The 26,090-nt window shown below is 62.2% G+C and carries 24 protein-coding genes and 2 pseudogenes; 11 read left to right on the top strand and 15 right to left on the bottom strand.

The window, feature by feature from the left end; genetic code table 11:
* Positions 1-17 precede the first annotated feature (17 nt).
* The gene (locus AB4074_RS06090) at positions 18-701 is read left to right on the top strand and encodes a TetR/AcrR family transcriptional regulator (RefSeq protein ID WP_441412558.1); all 684 of its coding nucleotides are present in this window, start codon (positions 18-20) and stop codon (positions 699-701) included.
* Between the two features lie 141 nt (positions 702-842).
* Here the strand turns inward: AB4074_RS06090 and AB4074_RS06095 are convergent, their stop codons facing one another.
* From AB4074_RS06095 to AB4074_RS06105, 3 genes are all read right to left on the bottom strand, one after another.
* On the bottom strand, positions 843-1,730 hold the full coding sequence (locus AB4074_RS06095) for a helix-turn-helix domain-containing protein (protein ID WP_441412559.1): 888 nt from the start codon (positions 1,728-1,730) through the stop codon (positions 843-845).
* Between the two features lie 301 nt (positions 1,731-2,031).
* Complete coding sequence (locus AB4074_RS06100; protein WP_441412560.1) at positions 2,032-3,480, bottom strand: EAL domain-containing protein; 1,449 nt, start codon at positions 3,478-3,480, stop codon at positions 2,032-2,034.
* Between the two features lie 115 nt (positions 3,481-3,595).
* Positions 3,596-3,817 (bottom strand): hypothetical protein, encoded by a 222-nt coding sequence (locus tag AB4074_RS06105; RefSeq protein ID WP_441412561.1) that lies wholly within the window; start codon positions 3,815-3,817, stop codon positions 3,596-3,598.
* A gap of 794 nt (positions 3,818-4,611) precedes the next feature.
* Between AB4074_RS06105 and fliG the strand changes: the two genes are divergently transcribed.
* Entirely contained in the window at positions 4,612-5,643 is a 1,032-nt protein-coding gene (fliG, locus tag AB4074_RS06110) for a flagellar motor switch protein FliG (protein WP_441412562.1), read from the top strand.
* Positions 5,644-5,824: 181 nt separating this feature from the next.
* Here the strand turns inward: fliG and AB4074_RS06115 are convergent, their stop codons facing one another.
* Positions 5,825-6,439 carry a carbonic anhydrase gene (locus tag AB4074_RS06115; RefSeq protein ID WP_441412563.1) on the bottom strand — a complete coding sequence of 205 codons (615 nt, stop codon included), beginning with the start codon at positions 6,437-6,439 and terminating at the stop codon, positions 5,825-5,827.
* Positions 6,440-6,578: 139 nt separating this feature from the next.
* On the opposite strand from AB4074_RS06115, the gene AB4074_RS06120 reads away from it, so the two are divergent.
* Positions 6,579-7,379, top strand: a complete 801-nt coding sequence (locus AB4074_RS06120; protein WP_441412564.1) for an IclR family transcriptional regulator domain-containing protein — start codon at positions 6,579-6,581, stop codon at positions 7,377-7,379.
* Between the two features lie 74 nt (positions 7,380-7,453).
* Here AB4074_RS06120 and AB4074_RS06125 read toward each other — a convergent pair whose 3' ends face one another.
* Genes AB4074_RS06125 through AB4074_RS06140 form a run of 4 tightly spaced genes read right to left on the bottom strand, consistent with a single transcriptional unit; the run spans position 7,454 to position 11,522 of the window.
* Positions 7,454-8,455, bottom strand: coding sequence for a PDR/VanB family oxidoreductase (locus tag AB4074_RS06125; protein ID WP_441412565.1), 1,002 nt, complete (start codon positions 8,453-8,455; stop codon positions 7,454-7,456).
* Positions 8,452-8,994: a hypothetical protein gene (locus AB4074_RS06130; RefSeq protein ID WP_441412566.1), complete on the bottom strand. Its 543-nt coding sequence runs from the start codon at positions 8,992-8,994 to the stop codon at positions 8,452-8,454. The genes AB4074_RS06125 and AB4074_RS06130 overlap by 4 nt, the downstream gene beginning before the upstream one ends.
* Positions 8,991-10,193, bottom strand: coding sequence for a zinc-dependent alcohol dehydrogenase (locus tag AB4074_RS06135; RefSeq protein ID WP_441412567.1), 1,203 nt, complete (start codon positions 10,191-10,193; stop codon positions 8,991-8,993). The genes AB4074_RS06130 and AB4074_RS06135 overlap by 4 nt, the downstream gene beginning before the upstream one ends.
* A gap of 45 nt (positions 10,194-10,238) precedes the next feature.
* Complete coding sequence (locus AB4074_RS06140; protein WP_441412568.1) at positions 10,239-11,522, bottom strand: Rieske 2Fe-2S domain-containing protein; 1,284 nt, start codon at positions 11,520-11,522, stop codon at positions 10,239-10,241.
* Positions 11,523-11,711: 189 nt separating this feature from the next.
* On the opposite strand from AB4074_RS06140, the gene AB4074_RS06145 reads away from it, so the two are divergent.
* From AB4074_RS06145 to AB4074_RS06170, 6 genes and pseudogenes are all read left to right on the top strand, one after another.
* Positions 11,712-12,542 (top strand): IclR family transcriptional regulator domain-containing protein, encoded by an 831-nt coding sequence (locus tag AB4074_RS06145; protein WP_441412569.1) that lies wholly within the window; start codon positions 11,712-11,714, stop codon positions 12,540-12,542.
* Positions 12,543-12,839: 297 nt separating this feature from the next.
* Positions 12,840-14,039, top strand: coding sequence for an MFS transporter (locus tag AB4074_RS06150; RefSeq protein WP_441412629.1), 1,200 nt, complete (start codon positions 12,840-12,842; stop codon positions 14,037-14,039).
* 4 nt (positions 14,040-14,043) lie between these two features.
* On the top strand, positions 14,044-15,444 hold the full coding sequence (locus AB4074_RS06155) for an MFS transporter (RefSeq protein WP_441412570.1): 1,401 nt from the start codon (positions 14,044-14,046) through the stop codon (positions 15,442-15,444).
* Between the two features lie 286 nt (positions 15,445-15,730).
* Positions 15,731-16,330 (top strand): type IV toxin-antitoxin system AbiEi family antitoxin domain-containing protein, encoded by a 600-nt coding sequence (locus tag AB4074_RS06160; protein ID WP_441412571.1) that lies wholly within the window; start codon positions 15,731-15,733, stop codon positions 16,328-16,330.
* A gap of 238 nt (positions 16,331-16,568) precedes the next feature.
* Positions 16,569-16,937, top strand: a pseudogene (locus AB4074_RS06165) (nucleotidyl transferase AbiEii/AbiGii toxin family protein); the annotation flags it as partial.
* Positions 16,876-17,013, top strand: a pseudogene (locus tag AB4074_RS06170) (hypothetical protein); the annotation flags it as partial. The pseudogenes AB4074_RS06165 and AB4074_RS06170, both read left to right, overlap by 62 nt.
* A gap of 264 nt (positions 17,014-17,277) precedes the next feature.
* Here AB4074_RS06170 and AB4074_RS06175 read toward each other — a convergent pair.
* The gene (locus AB4074_RS06175; RefSeq protein WP_441412632.1) at positions 17,278-17,769 is read right to left on the bottom strand and encodes a hypothetical protein; all 492 of its coding nucleotides are present in this window, start codon (positions 17,767-17,769) and stop codon (positions 17,278-17,280) included.
* 1,361 nt (positions 17,770-19,130) lie between these two features.
* The gene (locus AB4074_RS06180; RefSeq protein WP_441412572.1) at positions 19,131-19,802 is read right to left on the bottom strand and encodes a hypothetical protein; all 672 of its coding nucleotides are present in this window, start codon (positions 19,800-19,802) and stop codon (positions 19,131-19,133) included.
* A 579-nt stretch (positions 19,803-20,381) separates the two neighbouring features.
* On the opposite strand from AB4074_RS06180, the gene AB4074_RS06185 reads away from it, so the two are divergent.
* Positions 20,382-20,639, top strand: coding sequence for a DUF4192 family protein (locus tag AB4074_RS06185; RefSeq protein WP_441412573.1), 258 nt, complete (start codon positions 20,382-20,384; stop codon positions 20,637-20,639).
* Between the two features lie 246 nt (positions 20,640-20,885).
* Here the strand turns inward: AB4074_RS06185 and AB4074_RS06190 are convergent, their stop codons facing one another.
* From AB4074_RS06190 to AB4074_RS06205, 4 genes are all read right to left on the bottom strand, one after another.
* Entirely contained in the window at positions 20,886-21,695 is an 810-nt protein-coding gene (locus AB4074_RS06190; RefSeq protein ID WP_441412574.1) for a zeta toxin family protein, read from the bottom strand.
* Positions 21,685-22,128: a hypothetical protein gene (locus tag AB4074_RS06195; RefSeq protein ID WP_441412575.1), complete on the bottom strand. Its 444-nt coding sequence runs from the start codon at positions 22,126-22,128 to the stop codon at positions 21,685-21,687. The genes AB4074_RS06190 and AB4074_RS06195 overlap by 11 nt, the downstream gene beginning before the upstream one ends.
* 562 nt (positions 22,129-22,690) lie before the next feature.
* Positions 22,691-23,026 (bottom strand): hypothetical protein, encoded by a 336-nt coding sequence (locus AB4074_RS06200; RefSeq protein WP_441412576.1) that lies wholly within the window; start codon positions 23,024-23,026, stop codon positions 22,691-22,693.
* 622 nt (positions 23,027-23,648) lie between these two features.
* Positions 23,649-24,248, bottom strand: a complete 600-nt coding sequence (locus AB4074_RS06205) for a recombinase family protein (protein WP_441412577.1) — start codon at positions 24,246-24,248, stop codon at positions 23,649-23,651.
* Between the two features lie 215 nt (positions 24,249-24,463).
* Here AB4074_RS06205 and AB4074_RS06210 point away from each other — a divergent pair, with 215 nt between their 5' ends.
* Positions 24,464-24,871 carry a hypothetical protein gene (locus AB4074_RS06210; protein WP_441412578.1) on the top strand — a complete coding sequence of 136 codons (408 nt, stop codon included), beginning with the start codon at positions 24,464-24,466 and terminating at the stop codon, positions 24,869-24,871.
* A gap of 139 nt (positions 24,872-25,010) precedes the next feature.
* Here the strand turns inward: AB4074_RS06210 and AB4074_RS06215 are convergent, their stop codons facing one another.
* On the bottom strand, positions 25,011-25,613 hold the full coding sequence (locus AB4074_RS06215; RefSeq protein WP_441412579.1) for a hypothetical protein: 603 nt from the start codon (positions 25,611-25,613) through the stop codon (positions 25,011-25,013).
* Positions 25,614-26,090 lie beyond the last annotated feature (477 nt).

A 26,090-nucleotide genomic window follows, 5' to 3' on the forward strand; every position in this document is an offset into this window, starting at 1 on the left:
CGATGTAAGAATGTGGGGTGACCACCGCCGGACCGGGCAGACCCCGCAAACAGCAACCCGTCCGCCCTGGCGCCACGGCCCGGGACGAGATCCTGGATGCCGCCGCCGAACTCTTCACCAGCCAAGGATTTGCCAACACCTCCACCAGGGCGATCGCCGACGCCGTGGGGATCCGCCAGTCATCGCTTTACCACCACTTCGGCACCAAGGACGACATTCTCGCGGAACTCCTTGACGGCACCGTGGCAGGAGGCCTGGCCTTCGCGAGCGCCGTACATGCCAGCCTGCCGCCGTCCGGTCCAAGGGCCGCGGCTGCGCGCCTGCACGCCGTGGCACGTTACGACGGAAGCCAACTGTGCAGCGCCCGTTGGAACCTCGGTGTCCTCTACCATCTGCCGGAAGCCCGCGCACCGAGGTTCCGGCACTTCATGGATGACAGGCTGCAGCTCCGGCAGTTGTACCGGGAGCTAGGCCAAACCGTGGAGGAATTCGCCTCGACGGACCCCCGGCCAGGCGCGGCATCGCCAGGCGATCTCCTCTTCCGCCTGGTCGAGTCCCTGATCAATCTCCGTGCCGATGGCCTCGCGGACGCCGATTCAGCCATGCAGACGGCGGACGCCGGCATTGTCCTCGCCGGGATGGCTGCAGACCTAGATGAAATACGGGCCATGAGCACAGAGCTGATCCGCGAATTCGGGTAGGGCTGCTACTAGGCCAGATGGCACCGCGTGTCTGCTACTGCTGTCGCGGCGACTCCATGCCGGTTTCCAGGATCATCTCCGCAATGAGCGTCATCATTTGGGCCGGGACGATTTCGCCGGGCCAGCTTGTGTTCCACCGGTTCACGGCCCGATCAGCTTTCTTAGTTCGGCGGCTCGAAATCGCAGTACTTCCGGGTTCTCCTGGACATCTCTAAAAGAGGAACCCGTTGCCTCTCTGATGGCACGCCGCATGGCTGGCAGGCTCGTGAATCCGCTGGCCTCCGCTATGTCTGTCTGGGATCGCTTCCAGGGGTTTGCTTCGGTGAGGAGCTCAAGGGCCTCCAGGGTCCTCAGCGCGCGGATGTATCCGCTCACCTGGAACTCTTCGTCTTCGAAGAGGTAGTAGAGGGCACGGCGGGAAAGAAACGAGTAGGCCACAACCTCGTCCACATCAAGGGCCCGGTTCCGGTAGTTCCTGCGTATGAACTTCTTGATCGCCGCGACGCGGGCCAGTTTCAGGTCACCGGGTTCGGCAGGGGTTTCGAGCAGCGAGCTGACCAGGGCGGTCATCATGGACCGGAGGACCGGCTGGAGACGCGGCGCCTCCTGGCCTATTCCCGTCCGCTGCCAGCCGGACAGCGCCGGAAGAATCAACCCTCGCACCAGAGGGTTTTCCCTGATGTCGGCCAATCCCTGCAACCGTTTCACTGTCTTGTCGTCCAGACCCAGCAGGCACCGATCGAGTTGGAGCCGCACCGCGCTTAACCCGGCCGGCGCATGGAACTTACCGGGTGAAGCAAGATCAAGAAACCTGACCGCGCCAGCAGAAACTTCTTCTGAGCGGCCCGAGAAAGTGAACTCAGGACACGAACTTCGAAAATACACCAGCCAGTCCCCGGAAAAAGCATCCCCATTCCAGTAGCAAGTAACGGGTTCATTCGTGACGTCAACAAGGCTGAACCCAGGACCGTCCAGGCTTAAAGCACTTGGATTGAAACCCGGACGCACTAGTTTCTCGATTTTCTCCAACCGTACGGGAGTGTCGATGGCGCTACCGTACCAGGTGCGCCAGTGTTCGAATTTTTCCTCGGGGCTCAGCCCGGGGGGAACACCGTAGCGTCTCGTCTGGTCATGCAGTAGCGCATCCGGAGAGTCGGCGCCGGCGCCGAAGGGAAGCGTGATTTCCATGGGTTTGGGACCTTTCGGCCGGATGAAAAGCGATTCAATGTGCCGCATATATGCAACAGAAAGAGTCATCTACGTTATACGGAAAATAGCCATGTCGGAGACTATGCAAGAGTGGCCGGAAGGCCTGTCGTCCCGCCGGCCTCTAGGATCTAGCTTTGCTGGACGTTGGCCCGACCGTCCCCGGCGACCGGTTATGCCACTGGGCCCAGTCTTCGGACCGGACGGAGGGCCTGCCGAGGAGGTAGCCCTGGCCAACGTTCATGCCGAGTTCGGTGACTGTGGTGAGTTCTGTGTCTGTCTCGATTCCTTCGGCGATCAGGGCGGCCCCGATTCCTGTTGCGAAGCTGACCATGGCCATGCCCAGGGCTCTCTGGCCAGGGTTGGTGTCGATACCGGCGATGATGGTCCGGTCAAGTTTGATCACCTCGGGCCTGAGTTGAAGGATGTGGCGCATCGAGGCGAAGCCGGCGCCCGCATCGTCGACGGCGACGCGCAGCCCGGAGTGTCGAAGGCGCGCTAGCGCCGCGGCGAGTGGTTCGTAGTCGTCAACAGCGGAGCGTTCGGTCACCTCCACCACAACGCGTCCCGCGGGCACCCCGGAGCTTTGCAGGATCTCGCCTAACCGGGAGTCGAGGCACGCACGGGGTGAAAGGTTGACGGCGATGTACAGCTCGGCCGGAAGCTTGGCCGAGGCCAGAAGCGCAGTTTCCATCGCCAGGAATTCGAGATCTGGCCCACGCCCGATGGAGGCCGCGTCGGCGAACCACGTCTCCGGCGATCTGACCGGTGAAGTGACAAAGCGCGTGAGGGCTTCGGCGCCGATGACGGCGCCCGTGCCGAGGCAGCGGATCGGCTGGAACGCCGTCATCAAGGTCCGCTCGGTGAGGACGTCTTCGACGCGCGCCCTGACTTCTTCAGTCGCAAGGCTGCGTGCTGCACGGCCGTCCGCTGGGCGGCCTATTCCCACGAAGCCCGACTTTTGACCGGCATCGTCTAGCCGGGGCCTTCCGGATACTTCGAGCGCGACCCGGATGCCGTCGCGGTGACGGGCGAGGACCACGAACCCTGCCCGCCCCGCCTCCGGGGCGCCCTTCCGTGCAGTTGTCAGGTCATTCAGGTCGACCACCAGGCTGCAGGGACGGCCAAGCAGCTCGGACGGTTCGTAGCCGAACAATTCACGGCTCGCCGGGCTGGAGAACGTGAAGCGGCCGTTGGCCCCTACAGCCCACAGCCATTCACGGGTTGCGCTTAGGACCGTATCCATGAGTTGCGCGGCATCGGACGCCTGCGCCCGTTCATCATGTTGTTGCCGCAGAAGACGCCAAGCAGCATGCAGGACCACGGGAACCAGCAGTACTGCCCCGAGAGCGGGGACATTTGCCGGCCTGTCGAAGCCCTCCCAGGGTTCATGGCCGAACACCATCGGCAGCCGAATGGACAGAGCGAACGCAGCGTCGACGCACACGACAATGAGCAGCCACAAACCGGCCGGAGACAACAGACCGCGTTTGACCTCATCCGCTGAAGCCCGGGGTGTCCCCTTCGGACGTCGGCGGGCAGACTTTTCCCGTGAGCCGTATAACTTCCGCATCAACGCGCCGTCCGGACCGCTCCGTGGCCGACTGATGACGGCGCGTGCCGGCACCACCGTCCAGCCGATTCCATTGTTATCCTCGGCGACAAGTGGTTCTCGGTGTAGACAGACGTCAAGCGTGCTCGCGTTCCTGGGTGATTCCGTATGGCACATCGGCGCTCACAGCCACGGTGAAGCACGCGGGCCCATGCCTCGTGACGAGGACACCGTGCTTGCCCTCTCCTATGGCGTATTTTTGGGCTAATTCGACGGCCGCGTTCAGGTCCGCGTTTACGATACGTACCTTGTCTCCCGTGACGCGATAAGTACGCCCGGTCTCGGTCGTCGTGATCACTCTGCAGTTCCTGCTCTCTGTGGTTCTTGGGATCCGGCCGACGTACCGCTTTCTCGACTGGATCCGGGCACCCAAGTTGGGCTTCATCAAATCTGCGTGGCTTCGAGGGTTCTCCGTGTCCGGGACTGTGCTGTCCGGAAGGGCCCGATGAGACCAAACGATTTTTATGGGTCGAGCCTGCATTCAGAACACTTATAGATCGGATTCCAAGTGAACCCGTGGCAGTGCAGTGATTCCGGTTTCCATCTCTCGGAGGCTCTGAAGACCAGCTTCGTAGCAAAATCTTACGGCCGGCTACATTCCGTGAAGGCGGCCAGGAGGTCCATTCCGTGCAGGCTTTGGCGATAAGTCGACCAATTCGTGCACAAAGGAGCGAACTGGGCGGGACTCACCGTCCAAAACAGAATCCTGAGTTTAAATAGTCGGATGAACGCGAGTCCTACCCAGACCGGCTCTTCGACCCTCGCTGGACCTGGACGGCTGCAGCTTGAGGGTCGCTGGACCTGGACGGCGTAAAAGCGCTCGAAAAACGCAAATGCAAGACGTCCGAGCCGCAACTCATGAAATACCCGATCGACTCATGGGCCATATCCGGGACCTCCGTCGGGACGGCGAGCTAAGCTGCGTCGGCTTCGTCTCCTGTGAGCCGAGGTATCGGGGCAGCGGTTCGAGAACCGTGTCGGTGCGGGCACCTAAAACATGAAAGATTGGAAAACTGAAGTGGTATTCGTTGCGATTGGCTCCTCCCGAGATTGCACGCCAGACCGCGCCCCTCTGCTGAACGGGTGGCTCAGGTGAATACTGATCTCGCCCTAGCAGTCCCGGCTTTGAGCGGTGCGCAAAAGGTTGCTGTGGTTCTCATGCAGATGAGTCCTACCAGCGCCGCTTCCCTGTTTGCACAGTTTTCTGAGTCCGAGGCCGAGGAAATCGCCGCAGAAATCGTGCGGCTCCGCAGAGTCTCTTCCTCCGTGGCGAGCACAGTGATCGATGAGTTCCATGAACATGTCGCCAGCGGCCGACGCACGGCGCGTGGTGGACGGGACTTCGCTGCCGGGCTCCTGGAAGCATCCTTCGGCGCCGACAAGGCCGCAGGCCTAATGGACCGGCTTGCCTCGACCATGGCAGGGAAATCGTTCGACTTCCTCGAACCCATGTCCCCGGAACAAATACTGGCGCTGGTTGACGGGGAGCTTTCACAAACCATGGCCTTGATCCTCGCGCACCTGCGGCCCAGCAAGGCCTCAGCCGTCCTGGCCGGCCTAGACGACACGCAAGCCAGCGAAGTGGCGCGCTGCATCGCCACGATGGGGCCCGTGGCACCCGAAGTCGTGTCCATCGTGGCCGAAGTCCTGAAACAGCGCGCCGGTTCGGTGGTATCGCCAGGGAAGTCCACCGAAAATGTCGGCGGCATTCAACCACTTGTGGATATCATCACTCGCTCTGATACCCGGACCGAGCGCACGGTCCTGGACGGGCTGGAAATCCTTGATTCCGAACTCGCCGGCGAGGTCCGCGCCCAAATGCTGACGTTCAAGGACATCGTCAGGCTCGAACGGCGCGATCTCCAGCAGATCCTGCGTGGCGTCAGCCCGGAATTGCTGGCGACCGCCCTCAAGGGCGCTGCGGTCGTCGTCCTTGAAGCCGTCCGAAACAATATCTCCGATCGGAACAAAGAAATCCTGGAATTCGAAATGGCCAATTCCGGGCCAGTGCGGGCCTCGCAAGTCGAAGAGGCCCGGGCACAGATCGTGCGCTCCATCCGCGAAGAAACCTCCAACGGAACCATGGTCATACGACGCGCGGACGACGAGGACTACATCGACTGACTCCATCCGGCACATTCCTACGAAACATGACCCCTCCCAAGAAATCAGGACTGGATGGTTCAACTTAGATGAGACAGGACAGGTAGGCCCATCCTCCTCCGTTGGTCTGGACCAGGAAGATCGCGATCAGCGCTGCCGCGTAGAAGTTGAGGGCAGTGATGCCGGCGTGGTGCCCCTCCCTTTAGACCAGACCGGGTTCCGAGACGAGCTGCGCACGGCCTTCTTCGAGTCGGTACGCAACGGCGATCACGGCGGTGGAGGAATCTTTCACAGCGGAGGCAATCACTTGGGAGCTTTCCAGCAACCGGTCCACGGTCTGCTTGGCGTGCTCGACGACCATGTCGTTGACCTCCGTTTTATCCTCCCGCAGTGACGTCAGCACCGAGGGGGTAATGCGTTCGACCAGATCCCGGATGAAGCGCGGAGGCATCTGTCCGGTCTCCACTGCGTCCTTGGTGGCAGTGACGGCGCCGCAGCTGTCGTGTCCCAGGACTACGATCAGCGGGACATTGAGCACGGAAACGCTGTACTCGAGGGAGCCGAGGACCGCGTCGTCGAGCACATGCCCGGCCGTGCGGACGACGAAGGCGTCACCGAGGCCGAGGTCGAAGATGATCTCCGCGGCGAGACGGGAGTCCGAGCAGCCGAAGATGACCGCGAAGGGGTTTTGGGTGTTCACCAGTTCGCTGCGCCGCGACGCGCCCTGGTTCGGGTGAAGTGCGCTTCCCGAGACGAAACGCTCGTTGCCTTCAATCAGGCGATGCCATGCTTCCGACGGGCTGATCGTATTAGTCACCCTACTTACTTTACGGCGTCGCCCAAGCGTGCATGGACGTTCGGGCTTGCGTGAGGGCTTAATCGCCGATCAGCCTGAGCCTGTTGAGCCGGTAGACTGCCCACAGCCCCATGCGCCGCCGATGAGGTAGATTCGAGTAGTGCCAAGCCTCCCGGAGACCGCCTCCCTTTTGAAGAAGAACGACCCGGACCATGTCGAGGCGTTGGCTCGGGGTTTGTCGGTGCTGAAGGCCTTTAGCAACCAAGACAGGACGTTGTCGATCTCGGATGTTGCGGAGCTTGTAGGGATTACCCGGACTGCTGCCAGGCGTTTCGTCCTCACGCTGGAATACCTGGGGTATCTGTCCTTCGACGCCGGCGGCTACTCATTGCGGCCGGCCGTCCTGGAACTGGGGGACGCTTATCTGCTCAGCCACAAATTGCCGAGCTTGGCGCACCCACACCTCGCCTCGCTGGTTCAGGAGGTGGGCGAGACAGCATCATTGACGGTGCTGCACCAAGGACGAGTGATTTATGTGGACCGGGTCCACGCGGACCGCGTCCTGACCGTCAACATCATCATCGGCACCAGCCTGCCCGCCTACGCAACGGCCACAGGCCGGGTTCTGCTTTCCGGCCTCCCTGACGCGGCATTGGATGGCTATCTGGAGTCCCTGGTGCCCGAAAGCCTGACCGACAACACCGCGATCGACGTCGAGGAAATCCGGAAGAGGATCACCGCGGCACGGGAGCAAGGATGGTCGCTCGCCGATCAGGAACTGACCGAGGGGCTGCGGTCCATCGCCGTCCCCGTACGGAAAGCCGACGGCACCATCATCGCCGCCGTGAACGTCTCGGCGCACGCCACCCGAGTCAGCGCCGAAGCCCTGCGCACCACCGTTCTGCCGCATTTGGAACGGGCTGCGACCGGTATCGCGGACAGTATCGCCGCCGGCGGATAACTCCGACGACGGCGATTTGCTGCCTTGCGCTGTGTCTTGAGGCCCAGTGCAGCCTGCTGTCCTCAGGGTCTAGCTCAGGCGTCCAGTACGAGAAGCGGTGTCTTCGAGCGGCCGACGCAGAGCATCATCGTCTCGTTCTTCTCGCGGTCCGCCTTGCTGAGGATCGTATCGCGGTGGTCCGGAATTCCGGCCAGCACCTTTGTTTCGCACGATCCGCAGAAGCCCTCCTCGCAGGAGAAGAGGATCGAGGGGTTTGCGTCACGGACGACGTCGAGCAGGGTACGGTCGGCGGGCACCTTCACGATGCAGTTGCTCTGGCTGAGTTCCACCTCGAATTCCGCCAGGCCCTCATCCGTCGTCGTGTTCTCGGGGCTGGCGGCCAGGGATGCGGCATCCCCCGCCGCAGCGAGAGAAGCCGCGGCGCCGAAGCGCTCGAAGTGCATAGCGTCCGCCCCCAGATGGCGCTCACACGCCTGCTCAACGGCGCGGATAAGCGACTCCGGCCCGCAGCAGTACACGGCAGTCCCGGCCGGCGCGGCGGCCATGGCGCTCTCCAGGTCTGCGTAGCCGCATTCATCCTTCGGAATGATGCTCACAGCTCCGCCGAGCCCTGCCAGCTCGTCTACGAAAGCCATGGACCGCCGAGTTCTGCCTCCGTAGAGGAGTGTCAGTCCGGCGTCGCCCTGCGCGATCTGCCGGGCCATGGCCAGGATGGGCGTGATGCCGATGCCCCCGGCGATGAGCAGGTAATGCGACGCCGGTTCGAGCTCGAAGTGGTTGCGCGGCCCCCGGAACGGCAGCAGGCTGCCGGTGCGCACGGTCTCGTGGATTTCACGGGATCCGCCGCGGTTGTTGGGATCGTTGAGCACGGCGATCCGGTACTGGGTCTTTTCGGTGGGATCGGAGCAGAGGCTGTACTGCCGCACGACGCCCGAGGGCAGGACGACGTCGATATGCGCCCCTGGGCTCCAGGCGGGCAATTCGCTGCCGTCCGGATGTTCCAGGACCAGCGACAGGACGCCGTCGGATTCCAGGCGCTGCTGGCGGACCAGCAGTTCGGTGGTCCCGGTGCTCATGATGCGCCCCTTCCAGTGCTCTCTTCGGTTGCTGGGTCTGCCGGGTTGGGTGTGGCGTCGACGGCGACGGGCTTGCGGCGACCGCCCTTGAGAACGTCGATGAAGGCCGTGGCCAGTCCGACTTCCCGGACGAACACGAGCATGTCCAGTTCCCGGCGCAGCACGGTCAGGGCGTAGGCGCCCCGGGCGGATTCCCAGTTCTGCTGGTCCACCAGGACGCCGGCGAGAAGGAGACCGTTGGCGCGGGCCGCCTTGGCCAGCGTCGCGACGAAGGCGGAGGGCACCTGGGTCAGGTCTGAGCCGAGCAGGACCATCATGTCCGCTGAGGCGGCCAGATCGGCCACGGTCTCCGTGATCTCGCTTCCGACGGCTGCACGGATGTCCCGGACGGACGCTGCGGACTGGCCGGCGTCCGCCACGATGCGCATGTTGGTGAGGCCGCCGGCGGCCATGGACTGCACCAGGGCATTGCCGGAAGCGCCGAGCGGCACCACCAGGATCCGGGCCTGATAGGAGAGACGTGTGGGTGTGGAGGTCATTGCTTGTGGTTCCTTGTCTGTGAAGTTTGCGCCGGCTGCGGGCGGATAACCACGTGCGGACTGGAAGGGCCCCTTCCAGTTGCAAGGCGATGGAGCATCTCGCCCACTTCCTCCAGTGGCACGTGGGTGGTCGGGACCAGCTCCAAACCCGACGTTCCGGAGGCGAGGATCTCGATGCTTTGCCGCACGGCCTCGGGCGAGCGGCCGCGGACCCCGGTGATGGTGTTGGCACCGCGGATCAGGGCTTTGAGGTCTACTTCGGAAACCGGCACAGGCCCCAAACCTGCGAGGACCAGCCGGCCGAGTTTACGGAGCGTCCCTGCTGCTGCGGACGTCACTGCTCTGCCCAGCCCGACAGTGTCCAGGATGAGGTCCGTGCCTTTTCCTGCGGTGGCGGTGTCAATGAGCGCGCCAAGGTCGGTGCCGCCGTCGTTCACTACGGGTACAGCGCCGAGCGCTTCGGCGATCTCCAGGCGCTCGTATGACCGGCCGACGGCGATGATCCGCTTCGCGCCGGCAGCCCGGGCCGCTGCGACGGCTGCGATGCCGTGATAGCCAGGGCCAATAACGACCACGGTCGAACCGTCGCCGGCACCGCCGGCGTTGACCGTCCAGTCCACCGCATTGGCAAAGGGCTGGGTCCAGGACGCGAGGTCCGGATCCAGGTCGCCAGGGAGCTTATGCACAATGCTGTTGGCATTCAGCTGCATGTATTCGGCGTTGCCGCCGTACAGTCCCGAACCCTCCTCGGAAGAGATGAGTCCCACTCTGCGCCGGCCCTTCCACAGGTCGGACTCCGGGCACATGCGGTAGCGGCCCGGGATGGAGCATTCCACACAGTCGGGGCGCTGGCATGGCAGGTACTCCTCCAGAGCCACCAGGTCACCGACCGTCACGCCCCAGGCCAATGCCCGGTCCGGATCAAGGGCGGTGATCCGGCCGACTACGTGGTGTCCCATCACCGTGGGCCAGTCCAGGCCAGCCTGGTAGAGGCTGACGTCCGTGCCGCACACGGCGGAGGATTCCACCCGCAGCCAGCCGACGGCCCCGATGGCCCCGGCGGTCTCCAGGTACCAGACCTCGGTGGCCACATCGGGCAGCGAAACGGCGGCCCGGACGCGATCCGGGCGCCCCGCCAACGGACCGGCAGCGGTTCCCGCTTCGGCCAGGGCAACGGAGGTGGAGTAGTGGTTCTTCACGGGAGGTACAGCCTCTTCCAATAGGGTGTGAACTGGGTGTGCGGACTAGATGGAGACGAAGTTCTCGCCCTCGACCACGACGAGCGCGTCCCGGGCGCCCTCGTGGAACGGCGTTTCCTTCGGGAGGAGGACGGATGTCGAACGGACCCGCTGGTCCTCCTTCGCCATGCCCGGGAGGGTCGGCTCGTCAAGAAGGTCAAGAGCGGCGATGAGGCGGCGGCGGGCGAGGATGATCGCCGCGTCGGAGGTACCGAGGCGTTCCTGGGTGCGGTCCGCAATGCTGCCCATGCTTTCCTGCAGGGAGAAGTCCTGCGCGGCGATACCCTCGATGCCGGAGAAGGATTTCTTCTGGCGCTGGGCCTCGCGGTCCATGAGATAGTCGTTGGTCTTGTTCGCCAGCGTCCGATAGGTGCCCGGAATGTACTTGGCGTGGATGCCGTCGCCGTTGCGCATGGATTCAAGCTCTGCCTCGGTGAGGTCGCGGGTGGGGTGGTAGTTCCAGCTCCAAGCCCAGCAGTTTTCGTCATCAATCGGAATCCAGGCGTGGCCGCCGAGCGGGTTGTGGGTGCCGAACGGCGGAATGATTGTGTAGAACGGCATGATCCACTGCGTGATGCGCCAGTAGTACTCGTCGTCGTTGGCGTTTCGGCGCGCGCCGATCAGCAGCCCGCCGTCGCTCTCGACGACCTCGAACTTCGGACGGGTATCCGCTTTGAGGTACTTGTTGCCTTCGGTGCCCGAGTGCATCGGATCGTCGTCGAGGTTGAAGCGGTGGGCGAAGGAGACGTGGCTGGAGTCGATGCCGCCCTCCATGGCCTGCATGTGGTTGGTCTCCTGTAGCCGCTTGGAGATAAAACGCTGCCCCTCCCCGAGCATGGCCCATTCCAGTTCGGGCAGTTCGGGTTGCAGCTCGGCGGGGCCCATGTAGGTCCAGATGACGCCGCCGCGCTCCACGCAGGGGTACGCCTTCTGCTTGATGCGCGATTTGAACTTGGAATCCTCGGGTTCGGACGGCATGTCCACGAGGGTGCCCTCGACGTCGTACTTCCAACCGTGGTAGGCGCAGCGCAGGCCGCATTCCTCGTTGCGACCGAAGAACAGGGAGGCGGTGCGGTGGGCACAAAACTCGTCAAGGAGGCCCAGCCGTCCCTTGGTGTCACGGAAAGCAATCAGCTGTTCCCCGAGCAGCTTTACCCGCACCGGCGGGCAGTCGGGCTCCGGCAGCTCTTCCGCCAGCAGCGCCGGAATCCAATAGCGGCGGAAGAGCCGGCCCATCGGCGTATCGGCTCCGGTCTGGGTCAGGAGGGTGTTCTGTTCTTCGGTCAGCATGATGGCCCTTTCAAGAAGATCGTGGAACGGCAGGCGCGGCATACCTTTGCAGCGCGGGGGAAACGCTAAGCGTCCGCATGCCGCGCATCTGCGCGTCATGTAGAACTGTGACACCCCTTACCCCATGGCGTCAAGCGTGGCCCCGGTACACTCGAGCCAGCGATCATTGAAGCGAAAGAGTGCACAAGCATGCGCCACGAAGGCACCGCCACCCCCGAAGCCCCCCCTGGAAGCCAACCGCGGGCCGACCGCCCGATGGACCTGGTCCAGTCGCTCGAGCGTGGGATCGCAGTGCTGACCGCGTTCGATGCGAGTCACCCGACAATGAACCTGACTGAGGTAGCCAAGCGCTGCGGACTCCCCCGGTCAGCCGCCCGGCGCTTCCTGCACACCCTTGCTGACCTGGGCTATGTCATGACATCGGGGCGGCAGTACGAGCTCACCCCGCAGGTCCTCGAACTGGGCTACTCCTACCTGCCCAAACTCTCGATTGCCGACGTCGCTCGCCCGCACACCGAAAAGCTTGCCCGGGCACTCGGGGCCTCCGTCTCCGTGGCCGTACTCGACGGCGCAGATGTGCGGTACGTCCATCGGGTGAATGCGCCCAGCGCCCTAGCGGTCTCCATCCGGGTGGGGTCACGCATTGCGGCCCACCGGACCGGATTGGGCCAGGTGCTGCTCGCAGCATTGCCGCCCGAGAAACTTTCCGCGTATCTGGAGGATTCAGGGCACGCCCATGGCACGTACCAGCTCGGCCCCGCCGAACGGAAAGAGCTCGCGCTCGCCCTGGAGGCCGCGCGCAAGCAGGGCTGGAGCTATGTGGACCAACTGCTCGACGTCGGCGTCCGCGCCGTCGCCGTCCCCCTCCACGCCCGGGACGGCTCCGTCGTCGCTGCCCTGAGTGCATCCCTGCACAGCGCGGCCCTGCCGCAGCGGGCCATGATCGCCGAGTTCGTCCCCCGGCTGCAAGAGTGCGCTGCGCGAATTTCACTTGAGCTGCGGACCGGGATCGAATCCTAATCGAACACAAAGCGTCCGCTTTGCGCGCATTGCGTCTCTAAATGGACGTTCTCCTTGCGTGATGTGAATCACCGTTGCTAGATTCGCCATTGCGGCGCCAGTACGGGAGCACGGGGACGATGAAGCCCCGCGAACCACCTCCACCCTCGGAGGCAGCCTGGAACGGCCGCACATCCCCGCACAAGAGCACTTTCTCCACGCTCAGTGCCGCATAGCTAACAGGAAGTTTCGACGTTGACAACAGCCCTGAACCCATCCCTCTCATCCCCGCCACAGCTCCGCAACCCATACCGCTGGATGGTCTTGTTCCTCTGTTGGTTCGCTTTCACCATGACGTCCGTGGACCGCTCCGCATGGGGGCCGTCGTCGGTCTTCGTCGGTGAAAGCCTGGCGGTTCCCCTCGCCAGCTTGGGAATCTTTGCAACGACCTACTACATCGGATACGTCGTCTCCAACGCAGGCGGCGGATTCCTGACCGACAAGATCGGCGGCCGGCACCTGATCACCATCTCGATGATCGGCGCCGGTGCCTTCATGATGGTCTTCGGTTCGACCACTTCCGCCGTCATAGGCATCGCCGTACAGGGCGTGGTCGGCTTCTTTGCCGGTGCCGACTATGCCGCCGGAATCAAGCTCCTCTCAAGCTGGTTCCGTCCGGAAGAACTCGGGAAGGTGATGGGTATCTTCACTTCCGCGACATCCTTGGGTGTCGTCATCGCGAACTTCGCCGTTCCGTTCCTCATCGCCCACTTCGGTTGGGGCGCCTCTTACCACCTCTTCGGTGCCATCTCGATAGTTTCCGGCATCGTTTGCCACCTCATATTGCGTCCCGGTCCCGTTGTTGCAGTCACCGCCGATCCCGCTGGCAGCCCCAAGCGTCCATCGGCATGGCGCACCCTCTCCAGCAACCGCAACCTGCTTCTCGTGGGCCTGGCCGGATTTGGCGGATTCTGGGGAACATACGGCTTCGTGATTTGGTCCAACGCCCTCATGATCAAAGGCCACGGCGTGGCCCCGGCAACCGCGGGCGTGATCGTGGCGCTATTTGCCGCCCTTGGCGTGTTCGGCAAGCCGATCATCGGGCTCGTGGCCGACCGGTTCAACGGCGCCCGCAGGGTGCCCTCGATGATCGTGCTAGGTGGATTCGCGGTGATGCTCGTGGTCTTCGGCATGCTGGACAGCGTCCCGGCGTTCCTCATCGCAGCTCCGCTGCTGGGACTTTCCGCCTATTGTTACCTGCCGCTTATCGTGGCCCTGATCCCGCGGCTAGTGAGCAGCGAGATGGTTGGAACCGCCGCCGGCCTCACCAACGCACTCTGGCAGATTGGCAGCGTCTTGGTGCCGATCGCCGTCGGAGCTGTTTTCGCCGCGACCCACAACTCATTCATGGCTGCCCTCGGCACTCTCGCTGTGGGCCCGCTCATCGGAATGGTGGCTATGTACTTCGTCAACGAACGCCCCGACGAGGTCAAGGTCATCGTCAAGGCCGAGGCATAGCAGCTTGACCCGGCTCCAACAGAAGCAGAATCAAGCAGGCGCGGGACTGCTGTTTGTGCTCAGTGGCGCCATGGGTGTCGGACCGCTCTTGATGTACGGCCTGAGCGCAACCAGCAGCCTCGTCATCGACAGCCTGAAGATCACCCCCGGGCAGTTCGGGCTGCTGGCAGCGGTATGCTTCCTGGCCGCCGGGGTCAGTTCGGGCATGTTCGGCCAATTCAGTGACCGGATGCGGGGCAGGACCCAGATCTCCCTGATTTTCGGCGGCGCCGCAGTCTCCATGATGTTAGCTGCGGTATCCGGAGGCTTCCGCTGGCTGGTGGTGGCCGTGGCTCTTTCAGGCGCCGCCCAGGCCATATCCAATCCGGCTACCAACCGCTTGGTGATGGACCACGTCCCACCCCGCAAGCGGGCCGGCTGGATCGGGGTAAAGCAGTCCGGCGTACAGGGCAGCCAATTCTTCGCTGGAATCGTCTTCCCGGCCGTTTCCCTGGTGACGGGGTGGCGCGGCGTCGCCGGACTCAGCTGTATCCTTGCCCTGGTCCTGCTTATCGTGGCCTGGCGGCTGATTCCGACGTCCGCCGGACCTGCTGCCCTGCAAGGTAGGCGAACCCCGGCAGCGTCCGGGGACACGGTACCGGAAGGACCCGCCACTTCTTCAAAGGTGGCGGGCACGGGGCAGGGGGAACGGGTGCGTCTGCCGGGCGCCGTCTGGGCCTACGCGGCTTACGCCCTGCTTTCCGGTTTCGGCATCCAGGCGACCAACGTCTACCTCCCCCTGTTTTCACAGCGTGAAGTGGGTTTCTCCCTCGTCCTCGGGGGGCTGACGGCGGCAGTTGCCGGCGTCATCGGCGTGGCGTCCCGCATTGTGTGGGGGCAGCGGATCGTGGGGAAAGGCAGCCCGTTCACGCTGTTGCTCACCCTCGGCCTGGGTGCCGCCGCCGGCGCGGCCCTCCTGCTGGCGGCCTGCCTGACGCAGTCAGCCGTCCTCCTCTGGTGCGGGGTGCTCCTGCACGGGGCTATGGGTCTGGCAATCAACGTGGTGGTCATGGCGGGGATGATGCGCGACGTCCCTCCCGGCAAGGTGGGCGCAGCCTCCGGCCGGGTGGCGGTGGGGCTGTATCTCGGCTTCGCCGCCGGGCCCTTGGCCGTGGGATGGCTGCTGACTGCGTTCAACGGTTTCATGGCTGGATGGTGCGTCGTGATGGGGGCCTACCTCGCCTGCGCGCTGCTCGCAGCGCTTACCCGCCATCGGATGCCGGGAAGCCCCCAAAGTTGGAGCCATACCATCGTCGATAAGGCAGACGCCCCACAAGCGGAAGATCCTCGTTCGAGCCGGGTCATGATTCCCGCTTCTCAGCCTTCGAAAGAAAGGGACCAGAAGCATTCAACTAAACGAGCCTGACCCAATTGGCTTGACGAGACATCCGTTATCGACGGTTTTCGACAATCATCTTGGCCATGATCAGACGTCTCTCGTCTAGCCGGAGGGACTACAGCAGTGTTCAGATAACAGTGGCCTCGGGAGCCTATAGGGCAGGGCGTCGCTCCGTTTCTTGAACGTAGTCGACTCGCGTCAGCGACGAAGGTTTGCCCACGTGCCCGATCTGTCCAGAACCTGGCACCTTCTAGAGGACCTGGTCATGGTCATTTTCTACGAGAGTTAGAACTATCTGTCGTAGAAAATGACCATGAAGCGCCAAAGCCACCTGCTCGATCGCCTGCCGCGCGGCCTCTTCAGCATCTCCGACGCGGCAGAACACGGAGTCTCTCACGCGAGCCTGTACCGAATGCGCGACGCTGGCCTGGTTGAGAGGATCGGCTCCGGGCTGTACATTGCCGGAACGGGCATGCATGCCGACCTTGATTTGTTGGAAGCATCCCACAAGGCTCCCTTGGCCACGATCTGCCTCACCAGCGCTCTCGCACGGCACGAGCCCATCGATGAGATCCCTTCCAGCATCGATCTGGCGTTGCCTCGCGGAAAGACCCCTCCGCAGCTCTCGGCTCCGGTCACCTGGCATGTCTTCGATAAAGCGACGTTCGACGTTGGCCGCTCGACGATCCCGATCGAAGGGGCGGACGGGGCGTTGATCGGCATCTACTCCCCCGAGCGCTCGATCGTGGACGCCTTTCGCCTGCGTGGAAGCGCCGGATATGAAACGGGAATCGAAGGTCTACGTAATTGGCTCAAGCGCCCAGGGTCACAGCCGGCCCGGCTCATGGCGATGGCTTCGCTGGTCCCCCGGTCCAAGGGGCCGCTGCGGCAGGCGTTGGAGGTCCTCCTGTAATGGCAGCGAGGACCATTTACCTGCAGCTTCAGAGAGTTGCACGGGACCGGAAGCGCCCAGTTGACGAGATCTTCACGCTTTACGGTCTCGAGGGCTTCCTGGCGCGTCTGGCATACACTCCTTTCGCAGAGGACTTCTGCCTCAAAGGTGGCGTCCTGCTGTCCGCCCACGCGCTGCGCCGACCGACCCGCGACGTTGACATGCAGGCACTCGATTCCAGCTCGACGTTGATCACGTCACCGAAGTGGCGAAAGCAGTCTGCGACGTCGTTGTCGACGACGGCCTGGTCTTCGACCATGCGTCCATGCAGATCGAACAGATCCGCGACGAAGACGAGTACAGCGGCCTGCTAGTCTCACTGCCCGCAATCCTGGGCCGGGCGAAAATTGCCATCAAGCTCGACATCAGTACCGGCGACCCGATCTGGCCCGGGCCGGAGCAGATCGAACTGCCGTCGCTACTCGGCGGAGCAGTGAAGATGAAGGGCCACCCCTTTGGTGACAGTGATCGCCGAGAAGACCGTCACCATGCTCCAGCGCGGCACGATCAGCACCCGGTGGCGGGACCTACTAGACGTGGCAGTCCTGTCCGACCGATTCGAGTTTGACGCCGCAGACGTCAGAGAAGCAGCGATCCAGGTCGCCAGGCACCGGACCGTCGAACTCGGGCCGCTCCGGGCCCTGATGGACGGCTACGGTGCGACCGGGCAAGCGAAATGGGCTGCATGGCGCAGGAAGCTCAAAGTGGAAGACCTCTGCGAGCAGAACCTCAATGCGCAGATTGAGCGTGTGCTTACGTTCATTGAGCCAGTGTTTGACGGGTCACACACAGGACCACCACCGGTGGAGCCCTGTGCCGTCGTCTTCGACGCAGGTTTCCCACTCACGGTCGGCGACTCAGGGTGCGGGACGTCGCTGCGCAGGTCCTGCAACTCCCGGTTCAGGACGTCAATAAGCAGGCGTGAGTCTGTTCTGGTGGGGTCCGATCCAACCGGATCCTGCTTCTGTGAGAACGTCATGAACGTGCCTGCTGCTCTGGGACCAGCATCCCGGCGTAACGCAAATAATGGGTTGGAGGCCCTGCATCTTTGAAAACAGGAAGGCGCCCATCAGCGTGACGTCATTCAAGAAGCGTTCAAAGAAGTGCGGACCGTAATCGAGATACGGGTCGTACTTGAACTCAGCCTTGTCTAAGAGCTGTCGGTTGTCCTCTGGATCTCCAAAGAGTTCGCCGAGCAGTGGACGCATTCCCCCGTGCCCCACGAACTTGTTTCGGACCTCCTTTATTTTGTAGATCAGGTCCACCATCTCCTCCGTTAGGATTGTCCGCGCCTTCAGGTCTTCCTTAACCCTCTTGGAGAAGATGATCTTGTCCACGAGGACGTTCTTCGCTGCGGCAGCCCCCAAGTCGCCGACCCAGGCGAGCTGCTTAACGTACAACTCGATCAGCTTGACGAACTCGATGATGGCACTTTCAGGATCCGAAACGAGCGCCAGTCCACGTGAGAGGGTGAAGCAGGCCTGAACCTGGTAAGGATTGTTGGCCTGTTCCAGTAACCTGATGGCGGCCGCGACTTCTGGCGAGTAGTTGCACTCCGGGTAGTCCTCCTAGGCAGGACTTGAGTGGAAGCCCCCAATTCCGCCGGAAGCCCTTTCCGCCAGCCCTACACCCTCGTAGATGCCGAGTAGTGCAAATGCCACGGACAGTCTCTTGAAAGCACCCTTCCGGTCGAGGACCTCCCGACTGCGAAGAACGACTGACGGCATTCCGTCGTCAGCTAGGTCAAGTCCGTAGACCGAATGGAAGACATGAGAGTTCGCCGGAGGAACAAAAGGAAATGTGTATCGAAAGCTCCTTGGATCCCCTACCGGCTTACCAGCCGGTTCCGATCCAAATGCGTGAGAACGACTGGTGGATGCCATATCCCAATTCTGAACGATTGCGGTCAACACCTCGTCCCGGGAGCTACCACTGTTCTGAGATTCAGCCGAAGAAGCTCGCTCGAGGCCGCTCTGAGAGGCCACTGGACCTATCCGGAGGAAACGGAATACAGCCACCCTAACTGAGGGCAATCTAGCAAAAACGGGATCTTGCGCAGCAATGGCACCGATCGCCATTCCGCCGGCCTGCACGGCGCTTGCCGCCGATCCCCTCGAAAGGGACGGAGCGTCCCCATGTGGCGTCAAATTCAGCAGCAACAGGATCGCCCAAATCTTTGTGGTCTCCCGCACGAAAGCTTCTACGATCCGAACGCTGGGAAGCAACAGATTCCACAGTGACGCTGATTAAGGTGAGCTAAGGTGAGTCACGGTTGGAATCAGCCCCGACCGGACCTGTACGAACCCGCTGGTCAAAGCCACAATTGGAGCCCCCTGTCGGATTCGAACCGACGACCCCCGCTTTAGGACCGGGTCCCTCTGTGCGCATTGAATCCCAGCGTTTTCGCCCGGATTCTGGGGGTTTTTGCAGGTAACGATGGGTGATGAATTGTCGTTGGTTGCCGCTCATTAAGGTGAGTTAAAGGTGAGTCGGTTGCAATGGGGGCTCCCCCATTAATGCTCGACTTCCCCGCGTTTGTTACCAAAGCCAACCACCACGCTTCCTCCTGTCCGCCGAGCGGACTTCCGCAGCCCCCAGCTGATCCTTCATGGCCGACAGTCTCCGATGCCGCATGCCTTCGGCTGAGCCTTAAGAACTTTTCGTCAAGCGAGTTGCTTTTCCAGCTCATCCCCCCAAACCCCGCCAGAGGTGGATTGACAAAAACACGGTAGTGCCAGTCCGAGCGCGGTCACGGAGAACGTCATCCCTGTCGGGCGGAAAGGAATTCCCTTACGCGCTTCAGATAGGTGCGGGCGCGGGCCTCCCACCACTGCACGGGCTCTTGGGCAAATTTGAAGCCTGCCGGCAGTTCCATGACGATTCCCATTGTCAGGGTGCATCCTGTTGGCGTCGGTTCAAGCGTGTAGGTTGGTCGGCTGTTTGTGTTGTCGGGTGTGACAAGCCGAGTCGCGGCCCATCTCGAGCTTTCCTCACCGATGACTTCGATGATGGACACGGTCCCGTCGCGTCCGATGGCGCATTGCTGCTCTCCTACACCGGTTGGTGTTCCGGGGACGGTGAAGGCACGCTGGGCGTCTGAGAGCAGGACGGCGCTCTCCGCGGGCCGAATAAGCGCCCACACCGTTTCGGGGTCGTGATCAAAGCTCTCGATCGTTTGCGCGCTGTACGTCGTTGCCGGAGTGGAAGCGCTAGCGGCCTGTGCTTTCTGCGCGGCTTTGACGGCCCGCTTATGGCGCGTGTTCAGGATGCCTGTAGCGACGGCCAGCATCAAAGCCGGGGTCGAGGCAACGATTAGGATGCTTAGTCCCAGCTCCGGCTTGCCGAAAGCGCTGATCACTGCAGTGAGAACACAGACGGCGATAAAGCCGCCGACAAAGAGGGTGTTGTGGAGGACTTTCACGAGGGTGATCACGTCGTCATTATGACGGCCATAAGTTCTTTCGCCCGTGAGGTTCGGCATGCGCGTCTGGCAAAATGTCATAGTCGTTAGCCGGGATGCGGCGCTCCCATGTTCACGCAGCAAAGCGCTGGAGTGGCGCGAGACCGGCGGATTCGCACCTGGCTTCGACCCTACATCGATCGAGGTCCCGCTGTCCCAGTCGAGCGGCGGAACATTGTCTTTTCGCAGAACTCGCCCTCGATAGGCGCTCCGGCACTCATCTCGGACATTAGTGTCCCCGCAGAGAGCGCAGGACCCCGGCGTCGTGCCGGGCCGCACGCCGTTCACCGCGGACAGCCAGAAGAATCTTCGCTTTTTGTCGTACTGATGCTCGATCATCGCTGGGCGGGTCCTCCGCGCAACCAGGGCGCCTTGCGCCGGCCCCAATCCAAAACTTCGCTCGGCGCTCCGCTTATTTCCTCACAAACTTTTGGACCGTTCCCGGTTCCCCAAGTTGCGCTCCGGCCCCTCATGCCCAGCAGCAGTCCCCGTATCAGAACGACGCCGAAAACTAACGCGCACGGCCGACGCCGCATCTGAAAGAGAAGGGCCATGGAAACGCTCACCATCAAAAACCCCGCCGTTTTCCTCAGTTTCATCGGCCACACCCTGGCCTTCTGGCCCCAGGAAAGCCTCGTGTACAACACCCTGGACACCAACCACATTGGAGTCACCCTCCGTGTGGATCTCCCCAAGCACGACGGAAGAGCTTTGTCGAAGAGTGCGTCTGCTATCCAGATCTCGACCCGGCCACGAGTATCCGCGCGCTCCGTAAGTGAATTCAGGGCTGCGATTCCGGGGCACTCTTGAAGACATTTGTGTCAAGGGCGATCGCCCTGACGAAGGTGTAGTCGGGCGAGCACGTGGCAGGCGTTGTCCATGCTCCGATCGTGACCTGTGCAGACCCGAACGACCAAGCTGCACCCAGCGTTCCGCAAAACACGAAGTCGGACTTCTTCTGGCTCGTTGGGTTGGAAGCGGACCCACCGGTGCATGGGTGCACACCAATGGGTTGTCCACAGAACCGGCATGGTTCCGGGCTGATCCTGCCTACATCTATTCGAAGGTTGTGATGCTGGTTAGCTGGATATTGCCGGTGGCTTCGTCGACGTCGAAACGGCGAAGTGTTCCGCGGCCTATAGCGTCGGCCGCCATCCGGGCGAGGCTGAGCGCGTTAGCAGCGCATTGGGATTCGGTGCCAACGCCGTAGCAATGGTCGACGACGGCGTCGGGAACGAACCTTCCGCCCATTGCGGCATCGTTTTGCCGGCCCGACCACCAGCGCTGCCGGGCCCGTTCGATGGCGCTCGTCAGCGTAGTTTCGACGTCGACAACTTCGACATCCTCGTAGCGAGACATGAAGAGCTCGTCGATGTATTGGGCCGGCAGCTTTTCCCAGGACAAGGTGCCATCGATGACGACGTTCTCCCCTGCCGCCAGGGCCATTTGGCGGACGAGGTTCGTTGTTCTCGTAGAGATCCCGTGAATGTGGGACGCGAGTTCCCGGACACCTACGGGCCCGCCATCCGGCAGCGTGTGGTCGTACCGGTAGCTGAGAAGGCCGTGCCGTTCAGCATCGTCAAGGATCATGTCTTTTGCATCATCGGGGTCGATGAGGCGGTAACCCCGGAGGTCCAGCGTTTTCAGCGCTTCGGTCTTGCCTGCGCCGGGCGGGCCTGCGGCGACGACCACGGCCCGGCCCGCGCTGGTGATGTCCTGCTGCCGGCCCATATACGCTTTGGCCAACCGGACGACCGCCGCGTCATCGAAGTAGGCGACGAGCAATTCCGGAGCCTTCTCCAAGCCTCCGCCGGGCGCGTAGAGATTGGTTAGGGCGGCGTGGACGTCGTCCCTCTCAGCGGCCAATGGCCGCCCTGACCTCATTGAATTCGGCCTCGTCCAGTAGTCCCTGTGCGAACGCGCTGACTACCTGATCCCACGTGCCCGGGATCCGGCCCTCCTCCGGGTAGGGCGCGTCCTCCCCGTCGGTAAACGTCATGGACTTCAGCGTTGCAAGTAGCTCTGGCCGCGACGTGTCGTAAGCAAAGGCGCGAAGAATGATTTCCTCGGGCTCCTGTGAAGTGAGGACGGACGGCCGGCGTTCAATGGCTTTGAGCATTCGATGTACTTTGGCTTGGCTGGTAACGAGAATCTCAGCAATCTGGCGCTGGTTCATTCCGCGTGAGGACGCGTTGTGGACAGCGCGGAGCTCATCCAACAGATCAACGCGCTGGCGCGCTTGGCGCTGCAGCGCCCCCCGGTGCAAAGCAGCAAGGTCACTGTTGTTCATGACGATCATGGGCACTCCCCTCTCTTCACCTGGAATTGTACTCCTTTGATTCAGAATGAATCAAAGGAGTACAGAGGGCCGAGCCGTCGAAGTAAGCCGGGCGACGGCAGCCGTTCGCCGCACCTTGAAGATCCTAATGCCCGAAAAGTCCGGCGAATTTCATCCGGCACGATGCGGTCCTTGATTTTTTGATTTAGCTTGCGATGGAGCCGGCGGACCGCCGACGGCAGTCTTCTCCGAGGACATGTCAACGATCATCCGGAGCCAGAAGTGCTTGTGTCGAAAACCTACAGTTTTTCGAGACACGGACGGCATGCCCTGGAGGACCAGAAGGAATCGGCGTCGTGCGGGCCACTCGTGACTTGGAAAGGTGCCTCAACGTGAATCGTCTCAGGCGGGTGCTGGCTGAGGGTTTCTGAGGCACAATGGCCGGCCGAGACATCTCGGGAATACGCCATCTTTTGCATATTCGCAGCGGTGAGGGATTGAGGGGAACGGGGTTGGCTAGGGCCAAACCGAAAAGGCCCCCGCATCAGTCAAGGTGCGGAGACCATCCGGGTCCCCTGCTTCGTCAGCTATGTCGCGGGAGCCTGTCCGTAACTAACCGAATGCGCCCTAGGTTGTCCTCGTACTTCTGGCGCCGGTTCAGGCGAACCAGGATGACGACGAACGACATAAGCCATATCGCGGCCGCCAGCCACCCGATCCCGGGGATCAGGCAAACGATGGTGAAGCTGAGCAGTCCGAAGAACCATCGGGCTACGGCGCTTGCCCGATTCTTGCCGACATCGGCACGGCCATTCAGCTGCAAGGGTGCCGCATCAAGTCCGTACGCCTGAAGGATCCGCTCAGCTTGTCCGATTGTCAGGTGCTTGATACCTGGCCGGAATCCGGCTTCATAATGCACTTTTCTCCGGACGTACCGTCGCTGGTTGGTCAGTGCTTTCGCTGTTCCATCGGGGAGAAGAAGTTGTTGCCAGCGGGCATCCGGGACTGCCTCCCGGGCCCTAGCCTGTTTTTCCAGCCGGGCAGCGCGCCGAGCGGCAAACTCCGCATTACTCGCTGCCCTTTTGTCTGCTCGTGCCTGCTTCCGGGCGGCCTTTGCCTGCCAGCCTGCGCGGCAGGTCAGGCATCGGGACGCGGCCCCCGCGCTGCGATGATTGATGGTGCACCCGGGACCCCTGTACACCCGGGTCCTCGACTTAGCCACCGAACGGTTGTACGCCGCCATCCGCTGACGCCGACTTCGCTTCAAAGAACGGACTTCGGCGCGGACACCGCGGTAAGCCGACCGCCCAGCCCATCTGATGATTCCCAAGCCCTATCCCCCATCAATGATTGTCGAGACCTCCGCTGAACATACCGCACATGCGGGACGAAGCTGGAGAGGGTGGGAAGAGGCGCCTCCGCTCCAACGGGGCATTAGTCCCCCGTGTCGCTTCCAAGATGTGACTGTTAACTGAGAATGGCGGTTTTTCCACAGCTTAGTTTGGCGGTTTTCGGACCGTTGACCCTGGCTGCGCCGAGCCTCAGGATCCGTCTGTGATTCCGGCTTTCAGGCGCGCCCGTTCGACGGCGCGATAGACAGTGGAACGGCCAACGGAGAACAGCTCGGCGAGTTCGTACATGGTGTGCTCGCCGGCGGTGTGCAGCTTGACCAGGTGCGCTTCCTGCCTGGGTGAGAGTTTGGGCTGCTTCCCGCGCAGGCGGCCCTTGGCCTTGGCGACCTTCATGCCCTCGCGAGTGCGCGCCCGGATGAGATCGCCCTCGAACTCGGCAACCATCGCCAGGACATTGAACAGCAGCTTGCCCATCGGATCCGCAGGATCATGCACAGAGCCACCGATGCTGAGCTTCACTTCACGGCCAGCGAGGTCGTCAGCAATCTGGTGCGCGTCCCGCACGGACCGGGCGAGCCGGTCCAGTTTAGTCACGACAAAGGTGTCGCCGGCGCGGCAGGCGGCCAGCGCCTCGCGAAGGCCTGGACGGTTCCTGTCCCGACCAGTGAGACCGTGATCGACATAGATCCGCTTGGACTCAATACCCAAAGCCAGAAGCGCATCCCGCTGTGCGGTGAGGTCTTGTTCATCGGTGGAGACTCTCGCGTAACCGACCAGTAGTTCAGACATGTGTAGAAGTGTGCCATATATGGTCCCCTCACCGGTCAGATCACCGGACTGGTCTTACGGGACGCTCCACCGCCCGGAGCTTCAAAAGCAGAGATCATGGCTTGGCCTGTCCGGTGGAGGACCGGCTAACGGGCGCCAACTTTGGAAAGGTTACTCACCATTTTCGCTTCCAAAGACTAGGCTGTCGTCACGTTCCTAGTACTAGGAGAAAACCAATGGGGACAGCCGGAAGCCGAACAAAACCGATGTTCGAGAAGACCGAACAGTGGATGTCGCCGCTCTCTCCGAACGAGGTCTTGGCGGCCATCTCCACAGCTTTTTCGTCGGAGAAGGCAAGGATCCACCAGGACGAGGACTTCCTCGACATACGAACGGGATCAAACTGGCAGTACCGCCTCTGGGGCAATCTGTTCTCATGGAGTCGCAGGAACATACCGGTTGCCATAACAGTCCGAGTCCGAGCAGCCGAGCATGGCACCCAAATTGAGGCTCACGCATTTGATACCTTCGGTATCCGGTTGACTGATCAGGCATTTTTCGGAGCCAAAGAGACTTTTGAGGACAGACTCAACGAGTTATTGGCAATGGCTGCTTCCGCCGCAAAGGCATCTCCCGAAGCCTGAACGAAGACCCGAGCCAGACCACCCTGGCCAACAAGTTGAGACAATGCGTGAGCGTACCCTAGAGGATCCGCTTGCGGGCGGCCAAGGGTGCCGGACGTTGCTAAAACCGTCCGACTCGGGCTCTAAGCATGACGGCGGTTTAATCGACCGGTTCCAGCGCGTAGTCGCTGATCGGGCGAGACACGTCGAGATAATCGAACGGGCCGGCCGGGAGCTCATCGAGCGCACCATCAGCGCGGCGCACCCAAAAACCACCCCTCGCGTCCCTGAATGCGACCTCGGCACCGGCCCGGACGTTCATTCCCCTCCAGCCCTCAACGACACGAAATCGCCACGTTCCTGGCGGAACTACGAAGGTCTCCTTGCGAAGCGTGAACCGGAAGTTAGGATTCGCGGCCAGTTGCTCGCTCGTCCGCGCACCAGCACCTTGGACGAGGACAAGGCTCACGACGGCATCGTACACAGGCAGGCCGGAGTCGTTCCGGACAACCAGGGAATCATACCCGCGAGGCTCTGCCTCCGCCCCCGGAGTGAAGCCTCCGTACCATGCGAAGACGGCTTCAGCCTGAGATCGGCGGGCGTGGTCTGCCGCAGCCGTCTCTGCGGCGATTCGGTGACGCCGCTCACTGCGCACGCCGAGGATCGCCAGCCACAGCGCACCGCTGGTAGCTACTGCACCGACCCAAGTGGCGAGATCTCCCACAGGAAAGCCGGCCCCAGCCGTCGTTTCAGCTCCGATCATGGGCGTAAGTCTAGATCCTGGACTGCTCCATGCGGCGACCCGGTGAGGGATCCTTGAGCTGGACGTTTTAATTTTGAAGGCTGCATGAAGTAAAGAGAGTAAGCCTGCGGCGGAAGACTAAGGGCGATGTGAGTCGAATTGGGTGGGTATTTACTCGAATTGAGATGTTGCGGCCATGCCCGGCTTCCAGTTCCGGGGCGGGCTCCAACCTACCAGCGGTATGTCGAGGGCCGCACCCTGCCTTAAATTCCGGCGATCGCGAGCCCTTGAACGAAATAGTGCCGACAACCGAAGAACGGCGATAGTGATATAGATGACGAGCGTCAGCCCAAAGACGCTCATAGGAGTGTAGAAGAACGGGCTTGATACTTTGGGCCGGGTCGATACTACGGTCGCAACGAGGGCGACGGCTTCCACAACGAAAATGGCCTTGAACAGCCAGAAGAAGTTCCAAAACCTATTCAAGTAATACAGGGA

Origin of the sequence: Arthrobacter sp. 2MCAF14 (genome assembly GCF_052115645.1) — a bacterium.
Lineage (GTDB): Bacteria > Actinomycetota > Actinomycetes > Actinomycetales > Micrococcaceae > Arthrobacter.

Coding starts and splice junctions, on each gene's coding strand:
- AB4074_RS06100 (WP_441412560.1), bottom strand. CDS start 3,480: ATGCGGAAGTTATACGGCTCACGGGAAAAGTCTGCCCGCCGACGTCCG.
- AB4074_RS06125 (WP_441412565.1), bottom strand. CDS start 8,455: ATGAGCACCGGGACCACCGAACTGCTGGTCCGCCAGCAGCGCCTGGAA.
- AB4074_RS06130 (WP_441412566.1), bottom strand. CDS start 8,994: ATGACCTCCACACCCACACGTCTCTCCTATCAGGCCCGGATCCTGGTG.
- AB4074_RS06140 (WP_441412568.1), bottom strand. CDS start 11,522: ATGCTGACCGAAGAACAGAACACCCTCCTGACCCAGACCGGAGCCGAT.
- AB4074_RS06145 (WP_441412569.1), top strand. CDS start 11,712: ATGCGCCACGAAGGCACCGCCACCCCCGAAGCCCCCCCTGGAAGCCAA.
- AB4074_RS06150 (WP_441412629.1), top strand. CDS start 12,840: ATGGTCTTGTTCCTCTGTTGGTTCGCTTTCACCATGACGTCCGTGGAC.
- AB4074_RS06160 (WP_441412571.1), top strand. CDS start 15,731: ATGAAGCGCCAAAGCCACCTGCTCGATCGCCTGCCGCGCGGCCTCTTC.
- AB4074_RS06185 (WP_441412573.1), top strand. CDS start 20,382: ATGGAAACGCTCACCATCAAAAACCCCGCCGTTTTCCTCAGTTTCATC.
- AB4074_RS06195 (WP_441412575.1), bottom strand. CDS start 22,128: ATGATCGTCATGAACAACAGTGACCTTGCTGCTTTGCACCGGGGGGCG.
- AB4074_RS06205 (WP_441412577.1), bottom strand. CDS start 24,248: ATGTCTGAACTACTGGTCGGTTACGCGAGAGTCTCCACCGATGAACAA.
- AB4074_RS06210 (WP_441412578.1), top strand. CDS start 24,464: ATGGGGACAGCCGGAAGCCGAACAAAACCGATGTTCGAGAAGACCGAA.
- AB4074_RS06215 (WP_441412579.1), bottom strand. CDS start 25,613: ATGATCGGAGCTGAAACGACGGCTGGGGCCGGCTTTCCTGTGGGAGAT.